At 62.5% G+C, this 14,557-nt stretch carries 11 protein-coding genes and 1 pseudogene; 3 read left to right on the top strand and 9 right to left on the bottom strand.

Going from position 1 to position 14,557, the window contains the following annotated elements; all coding sequences use genetic code 11:
• Positions 1-3: 3 nt before the first annotated feature.
• Positions 4-2,445, bottom strand: coding sequence for an ATP-binding response regulator (locus QQK95_RS31870; protein WP_284278475.1), 2,442 nt, complete (start codon positions 2,443-2,445; stop codon positions 4-6).
• Positions 2,446-3,012: 567 nt separating this feature from the next.
• On the opposite strand from QQK95_RS31870, the gene QQK95_RS31865 reads away from it, so the two are divergent.
• On the top strand, positions 3,013-4,287 hold the full coding sequence (locus QQK95_RS31865; RefSeq protein ID WP_284278474.1) for an FAD-dependent oxidoreductase: 1,275 nt from the start codon (positions 3,013-3,015) through the stop codon (positions 4,285-4,287).
• A 357-nt stretch (positions 4,288-4,644) separates the two neighbouring features.
• Here QQK95_RS31865 and QQK95_RS31860 read toward each other — a convergent pair.
• The 8 genes and pseudogenes from QQK95_RS31860 to QQK95_RS31825 form a co-directional block, all read right to left on the bottom strand.
• A pseudogene (locus QQK95_RS31860) lies at positions 4,645-5,248 on the bottom strand (tyrosine-type recombinase/integrase).
• A gap of 487 nt (positions 5,249-5,735) precedes the next feature.
• Positions 5,736-7,037, bottom strand: coding sequence for a glucoamylase family protein (locus QQK95_RS31855; RefSeq protein ID WP_240564854.1), 1,302 nt, complete (start codon positions 7,035-7,037; stop codon positions 5,736-5,738).
• 31 nt (positions 7,038-7,068) lie between these two features.
• The gene (locus QQK95_RS31850) at positions 7,069-8,073 is read right to left on the bottom strand and encodes an FAD:protein FMN transferase (RefSeq protein ID WP_284278473.1); all 1,005 of its coding nucleotides are present in this window, start codon (positions 8,071-8,073) and stop codon (positions 7,069-7,071) included.
• A complete protein-coding gene (locus QQK95_RS31845) occupies positions 8,054-10,258 on the bottom strand; it encodes a PepSY domain-containing protein (protein ID WP_284278472.1) in 2,205 nt (734 codons plus the stop codon). Before QQK95_RS31845 ends, QQK95_RS31850 begins: the two co-directional genes overlap by 20 nt.
• Positions 10,259-10,270: 12 nt before the next feature.
• Entirely contained in the window at positions 10,271-10,741 is a 471-nt protein-coding gene (locus QQK95_RS31840; protein ID WP_038648535.1) for a DUF2271 domain-containing protein, read from the bottom strand.
• A 40-nt stretch (positions 10,742-10,781) separates the two neighbouring features.
• Positions 10,782-11,144 carry a hypothetical protein gene (locus QQK95_RS31835; RefSeq protein WP_038648533.1) on the bottom strand — a complete coding sequence of 121 codons (363 nt, stop codon included), beginning with the start codon at positions 11,142-11,144 and terminating at the stop codon, positions 10,782-10,784.
• 156 nt (positions 11,145-11,300) lie between these two features.
• A complete protein-coding gene (locus tag QQK95_RS31830; protein WP_051726849.1) occupies positions 11,301-11,987 on the bottom strand; it encodes a cytochrome b/b6 domain-containing protein in 687 nt (228 codons plus the stop codon).
• Complete coding sequence (locus tag QQK95_RS31825) at positions 11,977-12,288, bottom strand: PepSY domain-containing protein (RefSeq protein ID WP_284278470.1); 312 nt, start codon at positions 12,286-12,288, stop codon at positions 11,977-11,979. The genes QQK95_RS31830 and QQK95_RS31825 overlap by 11 nt, the downstream gene beginning before the upstream one ends.
• A 146-nt stretch (positions 12,289-12,434) precedes the next feature.
• Between QQK95_RS31825 and QQK95_RS31820 the strand changes: the two genes are divergently transcribed.
• Together QQK95_RS31820 and QQK95_RS31815 are read left to right on the top strand one after the other, a co-directional pair.
• Positions 12,435-13,094, top strand: a complete 660-nt coding sequence (locus tag QQK95_RS31820) for a response regulator transcription factor (protein WP_069090554.1) — start codon at positions 12,435-12,437, stop codon at positions 13,092-13,094.
• Positions 13,095-13,150: 56 nt separating this feature from the next.
• The gene (locus tag QQK95_RS31815; protein WP_240564856.1) at positions 13,151-14,452 is read left to right on the top strand and encodes a sensor histidine kinase; all 1,302 of its coding nucleotides are present in this window, start codon (positions 13,151-13,153) and stop codon (positions 14,450-14,452) included.
• Positions 14,453-14,557 lie beyond the last annotated feature (105 nt).

The raw sequence follows: 14,557 nt of genomic DNA, 5'->3' as shown, positions 1-14,557 counted from the left end.
TCGTCACTCCTTGGCGCGGGCGGCGGGTCTGGTGCCATCGCGCGATGAGACCAACATGGCTCTGACCAGCTTTGCGACATCGATCTCCGATGCCCTGGTCTTGGTCATCATCGCCTGCACCCGATCGCCGAGTTTCTGGTCCGGTTCCGCCGCCGAGAACACGATGACTCCGGTCTCCAGCGGCAGATCGGTGAGCAGGTCCAGTCCCGATCCGTCTGGAAGCGCTATGTCCAGGATGACCAGGTCGAAGCGACGCTTCGCAACCGCCCGCCGTGCCTCCTGCAGCGTTTTGGCCGAGATGATCGAGACGTCGGAGCCCAGCCCCGCCGACATCACGGCTAGCACACCCTCGTCGTCCTCGACATGGAGGATCTTCGGCCTCTGCTCATTCCTGCTGGCGACGATCTTGGCGAGAGCGGCGTGAAGCCGCCCCGAATCCACAGGCTTCTCCAGCCAGTCGACGATGCCGACGGCGGTTCCGTTCAGCGAGCGCCTGGCCTCATCGGCGACGGCGGAGATGACGATGACCGCAATGTCGGAATTCACCGGTGACGCCCTGATGTCATGGAAGAGCTTGATACCCGATTCTTCTGCCAGCTTGATGTCGAGTGTCAGTGCCACATAATCGCGGGACTGCAGAAGCGCCTTCGCGGTGGCGATGTCCGGGGCCACGTCGCTGGAAAAGCCTTCCGCGTCCAGGAGTGCCGCAATCACCGTGGCGACGTCGGTCTCGTCTTCGCAGATCAGAACCCGTAGGCGGCCATCGGGCTCCCGCGGCGGGCGCGGTGGCGGATACGGCCTTGGGTGGAGCCTGCGGGCTTCGGCAAGGTCGACGTGGAACGAGGTTCCTTTCTCTTCCTCGGTTTCGAAGGAAACGGCGCCGCCCAGCTTTTCCACGATGGTCTTGACGATGCTGAGACCGAGGCCGGTGCCGCCTTTCTTGCGGGTGCTGGACGCGTCAGCCTGTTCGAACTTGCCGAATATGCGGCTGCGAAACGCCTCGGGGATACCTGCCCCCTGATCGATCACCGAGATGCGCAACATGTCGCGATCGCGACGCTGCAGCTTCACCATCACGGTGCCGTCGGCGTGCGAGAACTTGATCGCGTTCGACAGAAGGTTGGCCATCACCTGGTGCAGGCGGTCCGGATCGATGTTGGCTTCGGCGCGCGGGGCATCGTCGACAAGGACGATGCGTATCCGGCTCTCGGCCATGTAATTGGAACTAGCGGCAATGGCCTGCTCCATGATCGGGCGCACAGGCATCTGCTTGATCTTGAAGGCGATCACACCTGACTCGATCTTCTCCATGTCGAGGATGTCGTTGATGAGAAGAACCAGTCTCTCGCTATTGGTGTGGGCGATATTGACGAGGTTGGCGGCCTTCGGCGGCAATTCGCCCGCCACGCCCGCCGCGATCAGGCCCAGCGAGCCGCGGATGGATGTCAGAGGGGTGCGCAGCTCATGACTGACCGTCGAAATGAAATCGTTCTTGAGCTGTGCGTTTCGCTTCTGCTCGGTAATCTCGCGATTGTAGGTGATGACACCGGTGATCTTGCCGGTCTCGTCGCGGAACGGCGCCTTGAGCGTGTAAAGCCAACCCTGTCTGCCATCCGGAAAGACCGCCGGCTGTTCGATGCGCAATGTCTGCCCGGCCTTCAGTGCGCCCACCTCGTCCTGCCTGAAGCGCTCGGCCACGTCCTTCGAATAGAAATCGAAATCGGTCTTGCCGATGAGCTCCTCGACTGAAGCGGCCCCCAGCATTTCGGCGGTGGCGGGATTGGCTGCGATGAAGCGGCCGTCCACATCCTTTATGTTCAGGCAGTCCGGCAGTTCACGAACCATGGCCCGATAGATCATGTTGGACATGGAGAGATCGCGCCGCCGCTGTTGCCGGTCGAGCAGGATGCCGATCACCATGGTACTGAGGAAGCGGAACAGGAGGGACGGGAACGTGCTTTGCTGGATCAGGCCTGTGACGACTTGCGGGGGTATAACCAGGAGCGTGATCAGCCCGGCCAGTGCAACTGACACGCCGAAGCCGAATATGTCGAGCATCGTGCGCGACCGGGCCGCGACAATGTGGTGCCATGCCAAGCCGACGACGGCGGTGATCAGGATACCCATGACGCCGACATTGGCCCCCTGCCCGCCAAGATAGAGGCGATAGGCAATGGAGCCGGTCGTGGCAACGAACATTGCCGGCCATCCGCCGAAGAACGCCGCGGCGCCGATGAAGGCGGCGCGCAGATCGACCACGAAGCCAGAGACAGACAAGGCGGTCGCCATTGAAAAGACCGCCCCCACGCACATGACCGCGCCGAGAAGCAGCGACTGTATCCGCGGCGAGAGACGCCCGGTGGAATCGGCCACAAGGTCCCAGGCGACGACCAGGACGGAGACCAGAGCAAGATTGGCGAGGAGTGATTGCCAGATCTCGGTCATGACTTTCCGGCTCCTTTTTTCCGATGAATATCGGCTAATCCTATCCTATATCTAAAGAAGCTGCGCATCAGTCCGCAGGGCCGGGATGCCAAGAGGGCTCCTCTGCACGAGCGTCTCAGATCTCGGGACCGGAACCAGGTTGTACCGTCGCTCCCTTCAGTTGCCATGTCCGTCAAAGTCACGAAGCGGACGTTGACGACTGACCCCTCACGGGTTCACCGCGACCTCCAGCATCGCGTTTCACAACGTCTGCTTCCAGGTGGGGGCAAATGATGCTTCTTTGGCCGACATCGAGGCGCAAAGCTGACCAGCAGGTTTGGGTCGTTTATGGACGCCTCCCTTAGCAAGGAGTTCTGGGCTTTGTCTTTGCTAGTTGGTGCCGGCAGGTGTCCGGCCTGCAGGCTGCGTTCTTTCTATGCCGCTGGCCATAATACCATTCGCGCGGCTCAGGTCCCGATTGAACGCGCGCACTCGAAGTTGACGGCCCCGGCTCGCCGGAGAGGTTTGACTCAGTGCTGACCCGAGTTCACTATATTAGCAAATTGCAATATTCAGCAGATGGGGGCCATGCCAGAGGGTGCAAATGGCGAGACTCCGCTGTCCGACGGAATCCGCTCCGACTACGATTTGATCATAGTCGGTGGCGGGCTGGCGGGTTCGTCGCTGGCAATCGCCTTAGCCGGTTGCGGGGCCAGAGTTCTTATTGTTGAACAGCAGGAGGAGTTCAGGGACCGCATCCGCGGCGAACTTCTCATGCCTTGGGGAAGTCTCGAGGCGGACCGGTTGGGCGTATACCAGTTGCTGCTAAAAAAATGCGCTATCGAAGTTGCCTACTTTTCCAATTTCACCAACGGCTTGCGGCCAACGGTACGTGATTTGCCGGCTACGACCCCGGCTGCGACTTGCTGCCTGACGTTTCCGCATCCAGAGATGCAAGCAGTTCTGTTGAAAAATGCAGAAGCGCTTGGTGCCGAAGTCATGCGTGGGAAAGTAGTTTCTGCTGTGACTTTTGGAGATTTGCCGCGGGTTCATGTCAGCGGCGATGCCAAGGGTCTATCTGCCCGTTTAGTAGTTCTGGCGGACGGTCGGGATTCCCGGCTGCGCTCGGCTCTAGGCTTTGAGGTGCAGCGTGGAGCAGACCAACTCTTTACAGCGGGAATGGTTCTTCAGGGAGATGTCAATTTTTCGGAGTTCCTTACCGGCGAGGCCCGACCGTCGGCGAACACGATCAATCTCTTCTTTGATCCAGCGGGTGGGCGCATGGTGATTGCCATGCGTATCGCTCCTCAGCGTAACCGCATTTATCTCATCTACCGAAACGATGCGGTGGGAAAGCGGCTGTCAGGCCGCCATTCGGTAGAGGAAATGATACGGCAGCTTAAAGACGTGGGCGCTCCGAGCCATTGGTTCGACCGCACACGGCAGGCTGGCCCCTTCGCCAGCTTCGACGGATCGCATCGGTGGGTCGACAAGCCCTACCGCGACGGCGTTGTTCTGGTGGGCGATGCTGCGGCCGCCACTGACCCGGCCTGGGGCCGTGGCCTGTCCAGGACACTGCGGGACGTCCGCCTGTTGAGGGACCGATTGCTGGAGAGCTCAGATTGGCGATCGGCGGCGGAGGCTTATGCTAAAGACCATGACGATTTCTGCGGACGGATGCGACGACTTGAGGCCATGCAGACGGACCTGCTGTTCGAACGCGGAGCAGCGGCCGATCGACGACGTGAGCATGCGTTTGCACTGTTTGCTCGCGATCCGACGCGTGTACCGGATGCGATAGGGCTGGGGCCGGAGGCTCCCTCGGACGAACATGCCCGCGCTCGCTATTTCGGCGAGATATGAAGTGTCGTTGTTCAGTGAGTTCACCCGAAAGAGCAATTTCCTGCAGGGCACCCCTCAGACAGTGGATGCCGGTCCGGATGCCGACACCCGAAAATGACGAACGGGTCCAGATGCCGGGCCGCAGGTCGCGGATATTGGAACAGCGGCCACTAGGGGCGACCGTCAAATCGATGAGCGGGGTGCTCTGGCTACGATGATCGGCAAGACGATCCCAACAATGACCGCAAGGACACTATCGCGACCACCAGCATGGACACCCGCGATGTCCGCTTCCGGGCAGAGGCAAAGTTTGCCTCCTTGACCGACATGAGGCGCAAATTGGTCACGGCTCCACTCGTGAAGTGGAGCCGCTCCTGATCAAACCTCAGTTGCCTCGGCAAGTTCGAGAGCATCCTCTATATCGACTCCCAGATAGCGGACCGTGTTCTCGATCTTCGTATGACCGAGCAAGATCTGGATGGCTCGCAGATTTCCCGTCGCTTTGTAGATGATCGAAGCCTTGGTGCGACGCAGGGAATGAGTGCCGTATTCCTCTGGCCGAAGGCCGATCGCCTCGACCCATTCGTCGACGAGGCGAGCATACTGCCTTGTGCTCATGTGAGCCGTTGGATCGATCCCCGCCGCGTCGCTCCAACCATGCGAGAAGGCTGGAGCGTGCGTCGCTCATCAACTCGAACTGAACAGGTCGGCTGGTCTTCTGTTGGATGACCATCGCGCGAGTTCGGATCTCCGGTCCTACAACAAGATGGCCGATTTTGATCTTGACCAGATCGCAGCCGCGCAACTTGCTGTCGATCGCCAAATCGAAGAGCGCTCTGTCTCGCAGACGCCGTTCCCGATCGAGAAAGAAGCGTATCGCCCATATCTGTCGAGGTTTCAGAGGGCGTTTCGTTCCAACCTTCTTGCCTGCATTCCATGCGCGGCGATCGGAGGTGGCAAGGTCGTAGCACGAGTGTCCCATTTCGTTTCTCCTTCGGCCATGATTGGCCACCGGAGAAACGCCATTAGACGGTTGCGGGGCCGAAAACTGCCCGTCGGCTGTCGGGGTGAATCTGTCGTAAGCAGGCTCTTTGCTCATAGTCTCTTGTTGAATGGCCAGGAAGGACATCGTTGGTCTGCCCCAGGGGCTTTTGCCGTCATCAGGACGGCGAAACGTGACCGTGCAACTGATCGGGACACTCGGGTCGGGTGCACCCTCGATTATCCGGTGGAGTACCGAAATAGCACTCGACGCTCTGCAATCCTTCGCACGATGCTATACTCGATGGCCGCCCTCTCGCCTGAGAGTTTTCCGGCGAGATATCGACAAAAAGGGCCGGAGTGGCCGCGGTTGTTGGCTAATGAGGATTGGCGCATGAGTGCGAAAATGCGGGCCACAGCTGTGTGCAATAGCTGGATTTTCGACGCGGCGGATGGCTGAAGTTCAACCAAGTCCCTTGAGGTTTGCATCAGGTGTGGGGAAGTTGATCCAACCAACCACCCTCGAAACCTGCCCGTTGCAGGCCGTCACGAATGTACGGACACAAGCGCATCAACCGCCATAATAGTCCGGTGCGCACGTTCTCAATCATCAATACGATGGGGCCTTCGTCGAGGCCGAAATGCCAAGGTGAGACCCACCAGCCGAACGCCCCTTTGGCTTTGCCCTGCGGGTGCGTCGGATTAAAGGACGACGCGAAACCGTACGTTCTGCTGGACTTGAGCTTGGCCTTATGGATCCAGAAGGCGATTGTCGGCAACACGATCTCCGGAGCAAACGGCAACGAGGTGACGGCTGCCCAGGGCGCGAGCGTTCCATCGTCGGGGCCAAACGGAACGCCACGCGCGGCATAGTCAAGGAACCGGCGTTCGATGCCTTTCAGTTTGATCGTGGAGGGCCCGGGGCCATCACTAGCGGTAATGCCCCAGCAGTATTCTCCGTAGCCGTCGAAGCCGCGTGGATTTTCCAAGGCGTAGCGGTGCTGGACAAGAGTGGCGCGTCGGCTGTTTTCGAAATAGTCGCTTCCCTTGCCGCGCATGTAAGTGTCCTGCAGACCGCGAAGATCAATCCACACATGCGAAAGTTGATGGATGAACAACGGTCCCGCATAGACATAGTCGTGACCGTAGACATTCAGCCATCGGAATGTAGCGGTCCATGCCGTATAACTGCTGGAAGGCAGAGGGTGGGTCGGCGAGCCGAGGCCCAAGACATACAGCAGAAGCGCCTCATCGTAACCTTCCCAGCGATACTTCAGGAAACCAGCCTCGGGAGTCCAACCGTGGGTGACGGTCTTTCCTTTGTTTAGCGCCCAGCGCCAGTCGACCCGACGGTAAAGCGCATCAGCCAAGGTCCGGATTTCTGTTTCGGCCTTTGTGTCCCGGTCGAAGAAAGTGGCAGCCGCCAATGCACCCGCCAGCAGCAGGGTGCTATCGATGGTCGACAGCTCGCAGCGCCAAGCCCGCCGGCCGGTTTGCATGTCGAGAAAATGATAATAGAAGCCGCGATAGCCGGTGGCGTCCGGCTCAGGACCGTGAGGGCTGTTCCAGAAGAAGCGTAGCGTGGCTAGCGTCCGCTCCACCGCGGCCTTCCGGCTCATGAAGCCACGCTTGACCCCGACTGGATAGCATCCCAGCGCAAGGCCGGTGGCGGCGATGCTTGCGGGCCAGTCGGCTTCGGTCTTGTCACGAACGAGACCGTTGGCTGGGTTTGCCTCATGGGCGAAGTAGTCGAATGTCTCCCGCTGCAGAGTCTCGAGGTCGTCGTTCATGGCAATCGCCTCGCCCTCATCTAACTCAGCATCATATATTCGGAAACCTACTACAGCGTCTCCCACGTCGCGATGCCTCCAAGTTGATCACCACCTTGCTGCTACAGTCTATCCGGCAGGAGCCGATGCTATCTGCTTCACCCCGAAGCAGGAACAGGGCATCAATCCCCAGTCGTCGGGCAATATCACCGCCCTTGTCCGGGCCCAGTACCATGAGCGCGGTCGCCCAAGCATCGGCCTCGGCGCAGGTGGGCGCAAGGACTGTGACCGACGCCGGAGGTTTGGTAAGTGGTGCGCCGCGTGTCGGATCCATGGTGTGTGAGAGACGTCGGCCTTGTACCTCGACCCAGTGGCGGTAGTCGCCGGACGTGGCTACCGCGCAATCCTGCAAGGCGAGGATTGAATGCGGCGCGCGGCGTTGCGGGTCCGGTTTCTCCAATGCGACCGTCCAGGCCTCACCGTCGGGCCTGAGGCCCATGGCCCGCAACTCGCCATCGATGCCCACGAGCCCGTCGCGGACTCCGAAGCTGCCGAGGATCTCGGCAAGACGGTCCACGCCGTAACCCTTAGCAATGCCGTTCAGGTCGAGCGCAATTGGTACGCGCTTTCTCACCCTGGCTCCATCGATCTCCAGCGCGTCGGGGGCAGGCAAACGCCTTGCCTGCATCGCGCTACGGATTCGATCCGAACTGGCTTCAAATGGGCCGAAGCCCCACGCGGTCACCGCGTCGCCCATGCCGATGTCGAAGGCACCACCCGTTTCCCGGCCGATCCTCAGTCCCAGCCGGATCACGTCCATAAGGCGTCCCGGAACCGTCTCCCACTCTTCCGCGGGCGCCCGGTTGAGGCGCATCAGATCGCTGTCGGGTTTCCATGTCGACATCTGCGCATCGACCTCATCGACCCCGGCCTGCAGGGCCGCACGGAGAGCTTTCACGTCGAAGCCGGAGGGAGCGTGGAATAGCGCAGACCAGCGCGTGCCCATCGTCGGCCCGTTGAGGGCGTGGCGCTCAAGATCAGTAGACATCTTCGACATAGCGCCCCTGTGCCTTCAAGACTGCGGGGGACAGGCCAAGCGGTTCAAGTATCCGCGCCATCGCCTCTGCCACTCCGGCCGCCATCTGCCGCCCGCCGCACACCATGACGCGTGCCCCCTTGCGTATTGCGCGGACGACTTCGAGCTGCTCAGCGGCCAGTGCGTCCTGAACGTATCGTGGCCGCGCGCCGCGGGAGACCGCCGTGGACAGGCTGGATAGCCTGCCAGCGGCCGCCCAGGCTTCGAGTTCCTCGCGATAGAGGAAATCGCTTTCGGGAAGTCGCATCCCGAAGAACAGGTGAATCGGTCGCCGCGCGGTATTGGCGCGGATGAAGCCGGCAAGCGGTCCTATTCCGGTGCCCGCTCCAATCAGGATCAGGGGAGCGCTGTCGCGTCTGACACGGAACGTGGGATTGCGGCGCATGAAGGAGGCGACGGTCCCGCCCGGTTCGAGTGCCATGAGTTCGCCCGAGCAGATACCTCCCACATGCTTGCGCACCACGATCTCGACGAACCCGTCCCGGCTGCCTGATGACAGCGAATAGAAGCGCGGCACGGGCGATCCCTCCGGCACGATGCCGAGCAGATCTCCAGGTTCGAAGCGTGCGAACCCGTATCTCGTCAGGCGTTGCCAAACGGCCAAGGGCGGCAGGGCAAAGCGTAGGATCGCGGTCGGAGCCTGGACTTCATGGCCATAGTCGCGTCGCGAAACCAGCGTCAGCGTCTTGGTCTCGGGCAGGATCGGCTGGTGATTCAGTTCAAGGTCGACGCCGAGCGCAGCACCGAGCGCACGGCCCCAGCGGGTGAACCCCTGCGGCGACTGGCGGTCCACCGTTTCGAAAGGCAGCAGAAGCGGCCAGCTCTTGCCTTCCGCCGCAGCGGCAACCGCCCTGGCGTAGGCGCAGAAGCCCGGGAAGCTCCGATCGCCGAAGCCCAGCACCGCCAGTCTTGCCTGTGGCGCGGCGGAAAGTCCGGCCACTCGATCGAGGAACCCCTTCGCCGACGCCGGCGGATCGCCATTGCCATAGGTCGCGGCAAGTATGAGGTACTGTTGCGCGCTGGAAAAGCGGACCGGGTCGAACGCCGACATCGGCGCGGTGTGGACGCGCTGCCCGGCGCTGGTCAGCGCCGCGTGAAGTGTCCCCGCAAAACCCCAGGTGCTGCCACCCTCGCTTCCGACCAGGATGACCGTCTCAGCGCGGGCCGGTGCGGCATTGTCGCGGATTGTGGGGCGACCCTTGAGGTTCGCCAACCAGATGAGGAGCCCGGTGGCGCCCATGACAGGGACGGCAAGCGCCGAAAGCCCTAGAAGCAGGCCGAGAAGAGCGGCACCCTGTCCGGTGTGGATCATGTAGATGGTTTCGGAGACACGCGTCCAGCCACTCAGGCCGGACCAGCCTAGCGTTGCTCCGGTTCCCTGGTCGAGGTAGCCGGTACCGGTGTCGGTCTTGAGCGTAAAGACGTCGGTGGCGTCTCCCTGATAGGGGAAGTTCAGCTCGCGCAGGCTCGAGACTGGCGTCGCCGCGAGCAGCGGCATCGATGTCAGCTGCGCGCCAATTGTGCCGCTTGCCGCAGGCAATTCCGCAAGGGCCGCCTTGTCGGGAAGGAGCCCGAAGGTCGAGGCCGTCATCCAAAGCGCAGTTGCTGCCGACAGCAGGAGGCCGGGTACTGCGAGCCGCGCAAGCTCGACATGGACGCGTCCTGCCACAGGTCCCCGAAGCGGGCCAAACCAGCGTCTCCACCCGCCGGCGCGTCGCGCGACGAGCATGGAACCGGAGACAGCGAGGGCGAGCATAGCCGCCGCTCCCGCCGCCATGGCGATGCGGCCGGCGTCGTCAAGGAACAGCGAGCGGTGCAGGTTGGTGAGCCAGCGCTGCATCGGATTCGGATCGGCCGATGCTGTAGCGGTTCCGGTCGCCGGATCGATGACGGCGGACACCGGCGTGCCGCCATCGAACCAGTAGGCGGTGAAGCGACCGGAGGGCGAACGCCGGATCTGCTCGACTCCCGGGAAGGCGGCCTGGATGCGCGCGGCAAGGTCTGCAACGCTCATCGACTGTTTCGCCTGAGGTGCGGAAATCCGCTCGGCCGCCGGAAAGATGGACAGCACCGCACCGCTGACAGCGAGCAGCGTCAGAAGAACCAGGGCCGGCAAGCCCAGCCAGCGGTGAAGGGCACGGATCATCGTTGCGACCCCTTACAAGCCGTAGCTGAAGTTCGCGATGTAGCGGCGGCCGGGGACGGATTGTCCCGCTCCTTGCGCGGTCAGCGGCACGGCGATCTCGTTGGGGCTGTCGCGCATGTCCTCGGCGGCCGCGTCGATGTGAACGGTATAGCCCGCGTCAAAGAGCGCGTCGGCAAGGTCGAGCGTGATCTCCAGCCGGCGGCCGGCGCCCACGCTCGCTCCGGTGATGCCATTGATCTCGGCCGTGTTGCCGCCCGTCGCGCGATACCAGTCGGACAGGTGCTCGTAGTACTTGGACTTGGTTCCGGCCATCCACAGGCTGCCGGCGTAGGTGCCCTTGGGGTCTGTGACGTAGATGGCGAGGAAGGCCCCGTTGCCGCCATAGTCCTTCAGCGTGGTTGTGAGGGTTACCGGCCGCGCCATGGCGATGCCGGGGAGTGTCAGCGCCGTGGTCAGAGCCAGGGTGGCGAATATGGTCTTCATTGGACTGTTTCCTTGATCTGCCGTGATGCGGGCCGTTGGCTCAGTTCACCTGGACCTTGGGCGTCGCGCCGGTGCCAAAGAGGCCGTTGCTCGGGGGAGCCACGCTCCCGGCCGGAGCCGGGCCGGAGGCGTTGCCGCCATCGGAGTCGTCGTCATCCTCTTCGTCGCTTGCGCCATGTTCGTCATCATCGCCTCCGCGTTGCAGGCTGCGACTGTGTTTAAGGTCAGCGCTGTCATCATCGCTGACCAGCATTGGGGAAGCACTTGCGTTGCGGAAGGCAGTCAGGGCCACATCGCGCGGTCCTTCGAACAGGCCAGCGCCGTGCATCGCGCTCCACGCGGGAAGGCCGATCCCGGCGATCAACGCCGTCGACGCGAGCAAGATGACAAGGGTCTTTTTCATGGCAGGATCTCCTTTTTCTGCTGCCACTGTTCTGACGGCCAGACCTGATCCTCTCCTGAAGGGAATGGGTTTTCTGCTTCAGCTTGCCGTCAGGAATCGAAAGGCCCCGCCGAAACGGCGGGGCCGGATTGGCAACCTATTGCGAAATGTCCCTATTCAGGCGACGTCGTCGGGAGCGGGAGGCCTCTTGCGGCCCGTGAGCATCGCCAGAACCAGGTTCTCGCGATGGCGGAACGACGCCAAAACCACTCCGCCGACATGCAGCGCGACCAGCAGTAGCATCAGGTTGGCAAGGGCCTCGTGGACTTCCTTGAGCGGACCCACGGCCCGCCCTTCCACGGCGGCTCCAATCCCGCCCTCAGTGTCGTTGCCATCATTGTCTGCGAATGCGGGGGCGACGATCCGCATCTGTGCGACAGCCGCAGCGGCGCGGTCCGGCGCTTCCATAAGCCATCCGGTGAAGGCGGTCCCGGACAGGGTCACCAGGATCGCCACGACCATCGCCGCACCAGCCGGGTTGTGGCCAAGGTAGCGCCGTTCCCGGCTTCCTGCCATGTCAGCGATGTAGGAGATCGTCCGGGCCGGTCCACGGACGAATTGTGTGAAGCGGGCGTAGCGGCTGCCGACGACACCCCATACGATCCTGAAGCCGACCAGACCGGCGATCGCGTATCCAGCAAGCTGATGAACGGGCTGGAGATCTTCCGCCGTAAGCCAAGCCGTGGCGAACACGACGACGAGGCTCCAGTGGAAGAGACGGACCATCGGGTCCCAGACAGGAACCGGCCGCGCAGCCGCGTTGCGGGACTCGGACTCGGTCGGGGCAATGTCATCAATTGTCATCGCGGTCTTCTTCGTCCTGGTGCCGATTGGCGTCACCCCTGGGTTCAATCTGGATGATTTCGAGGGTGGATGGCTGGACTGTCACCTCGATCCGACGGCCTTGGGCGTCGATGCCGTCGATTTCATAGCAGCCGTCGTGGATTTTGATCCGACGCACGGTCCAGCCATGCTGGGCCGCCAGAGTGGCAACGGCCTCCCTCGGCTTCCAGTCCGCCATCGGCACGAAGCATTCGTCATCGGCGCGCACCGGCCCTGCGGAGAGGGACGCGACACACGCAAGAATTATCAGGGCAAGCCGCATGGGCCAGGACTCCGTTCGAACCGATTTGCGCCAGCGCAAAGTGCACGGCCAAGCTGACGCTATCCTGAAGTTTACGCGCAATCCGCTTCAGCCGGGCGTCAGGAACGTCCGGCAAGGAAGGCTGTGACCGCGAAGGGCGAACGAAAATGCGAATCCTGCTCATAGAGGACGATAGCGTGCTGGGCGCGGCCGTACGCGACCAGATCGTCGGTGACGGCCATTCGGTGGACTGGGTCTCGCGGATCGACGCGGCCAGGGACGCGATGGCGGGTGCGGCCTACGACCTGATCCTGCTTGACCTGATGCTGCCCGACGGAAGGGGCATCGTGTTCCTTCGTGCATTGCGGGCCGCCGGAGATGTCACGCCCGTCATCGTGCTCACAGCGCTCGACCAGGTGTCGGACAGGATCGAAGGGCTGACCGCAGGGGCGGACGACTACATGGTCAAGCCGTTCGATCTCGACGAGCTGTCGGCGCGCATCGGCTCGGTCGCGCGCCGATATTCAGGCAATCCCAACCCCATCATCCGGCTTCGTTCGCTCGACATCGACATCGCCCGCCGAAATGTGCGTCGGGACGGCAAGGCCGTTCAGCTGACAGCCCGCGAATGGGCACTGCTGGAGGCGTTCCTGACGCGGCCCGGCCAGTTGCTCTCCAAGGCGCAGCTCGAGGAAAAGCTCTATGATTTCGATGCCGAGGTGGAAAGCAACACGATCGAGGTTCATGTCAGCAGGCTGCGCAAGAAGCTCGGCACCGACCTCATCGAGACCGAGCGGGGCCTCGGCTACAGGTTGGCTCAGGCGTGAGGCGCCCCCGAAGCCTACAGGGCAGGCTCCTCCTGACGCTTGGAGGGGTTCTGCTCATGATCTGGGCCGGCGCGGCGTGGGCGACCGCTGTCCTGCTGCGGCACGGCATCGAGGATGTCTTCGATTCCTCCCTCCAGGAGACCGCGCAGCGCCTGCTTCCCTTGGCGGTCCTGGACATCGTGGGCCGCGAGGACGAAGACGTCGCCAGCCAGCGCCTTGGCGCGATCCGCGCCCATGACGAACTTCTCACCTACGTGATCCGCGACGACAAGGGCAAGATTTTGCTTCAGTCCCATGCTGCCGACCTCGCCGTGTTCCCGCCTTATGAAGCGCCCGGCTTCGGCCGGACTGCGACGCATCGCCTATACAGCGAGGAGGCCCTGCAGGGGACGGTGCGTATCACGATGGCCGAACCGCTCGCCCACCGGGCTCAGGTGGTGAGGGATGTCCAGATTGGCCTCGGATTGCCGATCCTCCTGGTGATTCCGGCCGCGCTTGCCGCCGTGCTGCTGGCGGTCCGGAGAAGCACAAAACCGCTGCGGGCGTTCCGCGAACAGCTCGAAACCCGAAGCGAGAAGGACCTTGGGCCTCTCGTGTCCGATGAACTGCCCAGCGAGCTCGACCCGTTGGCCGACACCTTGAACGCGCTGCTCAGGCGGCTCAGGGCCGCCTTCGAGGCCGAACGCAGCCTCGCCGCCAACACCGCGCATGAACTCAGGACCCCGCTCGCCGGCGCGATTGCCCAGGCGCAGCGCATCCGGAAGGAAACCAGCGAACCGCAAATCGAACAGCGGGCAGCGGACATCGAGGCGACCCTCAAGCGATTGACGGTGCGGGCCGAGCGGCTCATGCAGTTCGCCCGGGCGGAGGGCAGCCGGCTCCGATTAGAACGTACATCCGACCTGCGCGCTGCCCTGCGTGTCGTGGTCGATGACTTGCGCAGAGGCATGCCACGGGAGGATAGGGTCGTCCTTCGCCTGCCGGAAACCTCTGTAATGTCCGACATCGATCCCGATGCCGTTGGAATCGTGTGCCGCAACCTCGTCGAGAATGCCTTGCGCTATGGCAGCGACTCCTGCCCAGTCGAAGTGACGCTCGAGCCAGATGGGTTGCTCACGGTTTCAAACGATGGACCCGTCGTGGCGCCCGAGGCACTGGCGAAACTGGCTGACCGTTTCGAGCGAGGCGGAGCTTCGGCCCGCGGCAGCGGAATAGGGTTATCAATCGTTTCGACGATTGCCGACCGCATAGGCAGCTCTGTCGCCCTCAGATCGCCGAGACCCGGGACGCGGTCCGGTTTCGAAGCAAGTGTTAAGCTCCCAATCGCAAGCGAGCCCAAGCAGACAGCTTCATCCTGATCCGGTCGCTCAGTTCGGAAAGGACCGAAGATCCTTCGTTGGCGCGACCACGACGCTAGGTGGCCCAGAAGACGTGGCTTTCAGGAATCGCAGAAGCTGACCCCC

Origin of the sequence: Mesorhizobium huakuii (genome assembly GCF_030160235.1) — a bacterium.
GTDB classification, from domain to species: domain Bacteria; phylum Pseudomonadota; class Alphaproteobacteria; order Rhizobiales; family Rhizobiaceae; genus Mesorhizobium; species Mesorhizobium huakuii.
Note: the sequence above shows the minus strand (reverse complement) of the source record. Positions and strands in the feature narration are given on the sequence as shown.

Excerpts from the sequence above, each read along its gene's own strand:
- QQK95_RS31870 (WP_284278475.1), bottom strand. The coding sequence starts at position 2,445 with ATGACCGAGATCTGGCAATCACTCCTCGCCAATCTTGCTCTGGTCTCC.
- QQK95_RS31865 (WP_284278474.1), top strand. The coding sequence starts at position 3,013 with ATGCCAGAGGGTGCAAATGGCGAGACTCCGCTGTCCGACGGAATCCGC.
- QQK95_RS31855 (WP_240564854.1), bottom strand. The coding sequence starts at position 7,037 with ATGAACGACGACCTCGAGACTCTGCAGCGGGAGACATTCGACTACTTC.
- QQK95_RS31850 (WP_284278473.1), bottom strand. The coding sequence starts at position 8,073 with ATGTCGAAGATGTCTACTGATCTTGAGCGCCACGCCCTCAACGGGCCG.
- QQK95_RS31845 (WP_284278472.1), bottom strand. The coding sequence starts at position 10,258 with ATGATCCGTGCCCTTCACCGCTGGCTGGGCTTGCCGGCCCTGGTTCTT.
- QQK95_RS31840 (WP_038648535.1), bottom strand. The coding sequence starts at position 10,741 with ATGAAGACCATATTCGCCACCCTGGCTCTGACCACGGCGCTGACACTC.
- QQK95_RS31835 (WP_038648533.1), bottom strand. The coding sequence starts at position 11,144 with ATGAAAAAGACCCTTGTCATCTTGCTCGCGTCGACGGCGTTGATCGCC.
- QQK95_RS31830 (WP_051726849.1), bottom strand. The coding sequence starts at position 11,987 with ATGACAATTGATGACATTGCCCCGACCGAGTCCGAGTCCCGCAACGCG.
- QQK95_RS31825 (WP_284278470.1), bottom strand. The coding sequence starts at position 12,288 with ATGCGGCTTGCCCTGATAATTCTTGCGTGTGTCGCGTCCCTCTCCGCA.
- QQK95_RS31820 (WP_069090554.1), top strand. The coding sequence starts at position 12,435 with ATGCGAATCCTGCTCATAGAGGACGATAGCGTGCTGGGCGCGGCCGTA.
- QQK95_RS31815 (WP_240564856.1), top strand. The coding sequence starts at position 13,151 with ATGATCTGGGCCGGCGCGGCGTGGGCGACCGCTGTCCTGCTGCGGCAC.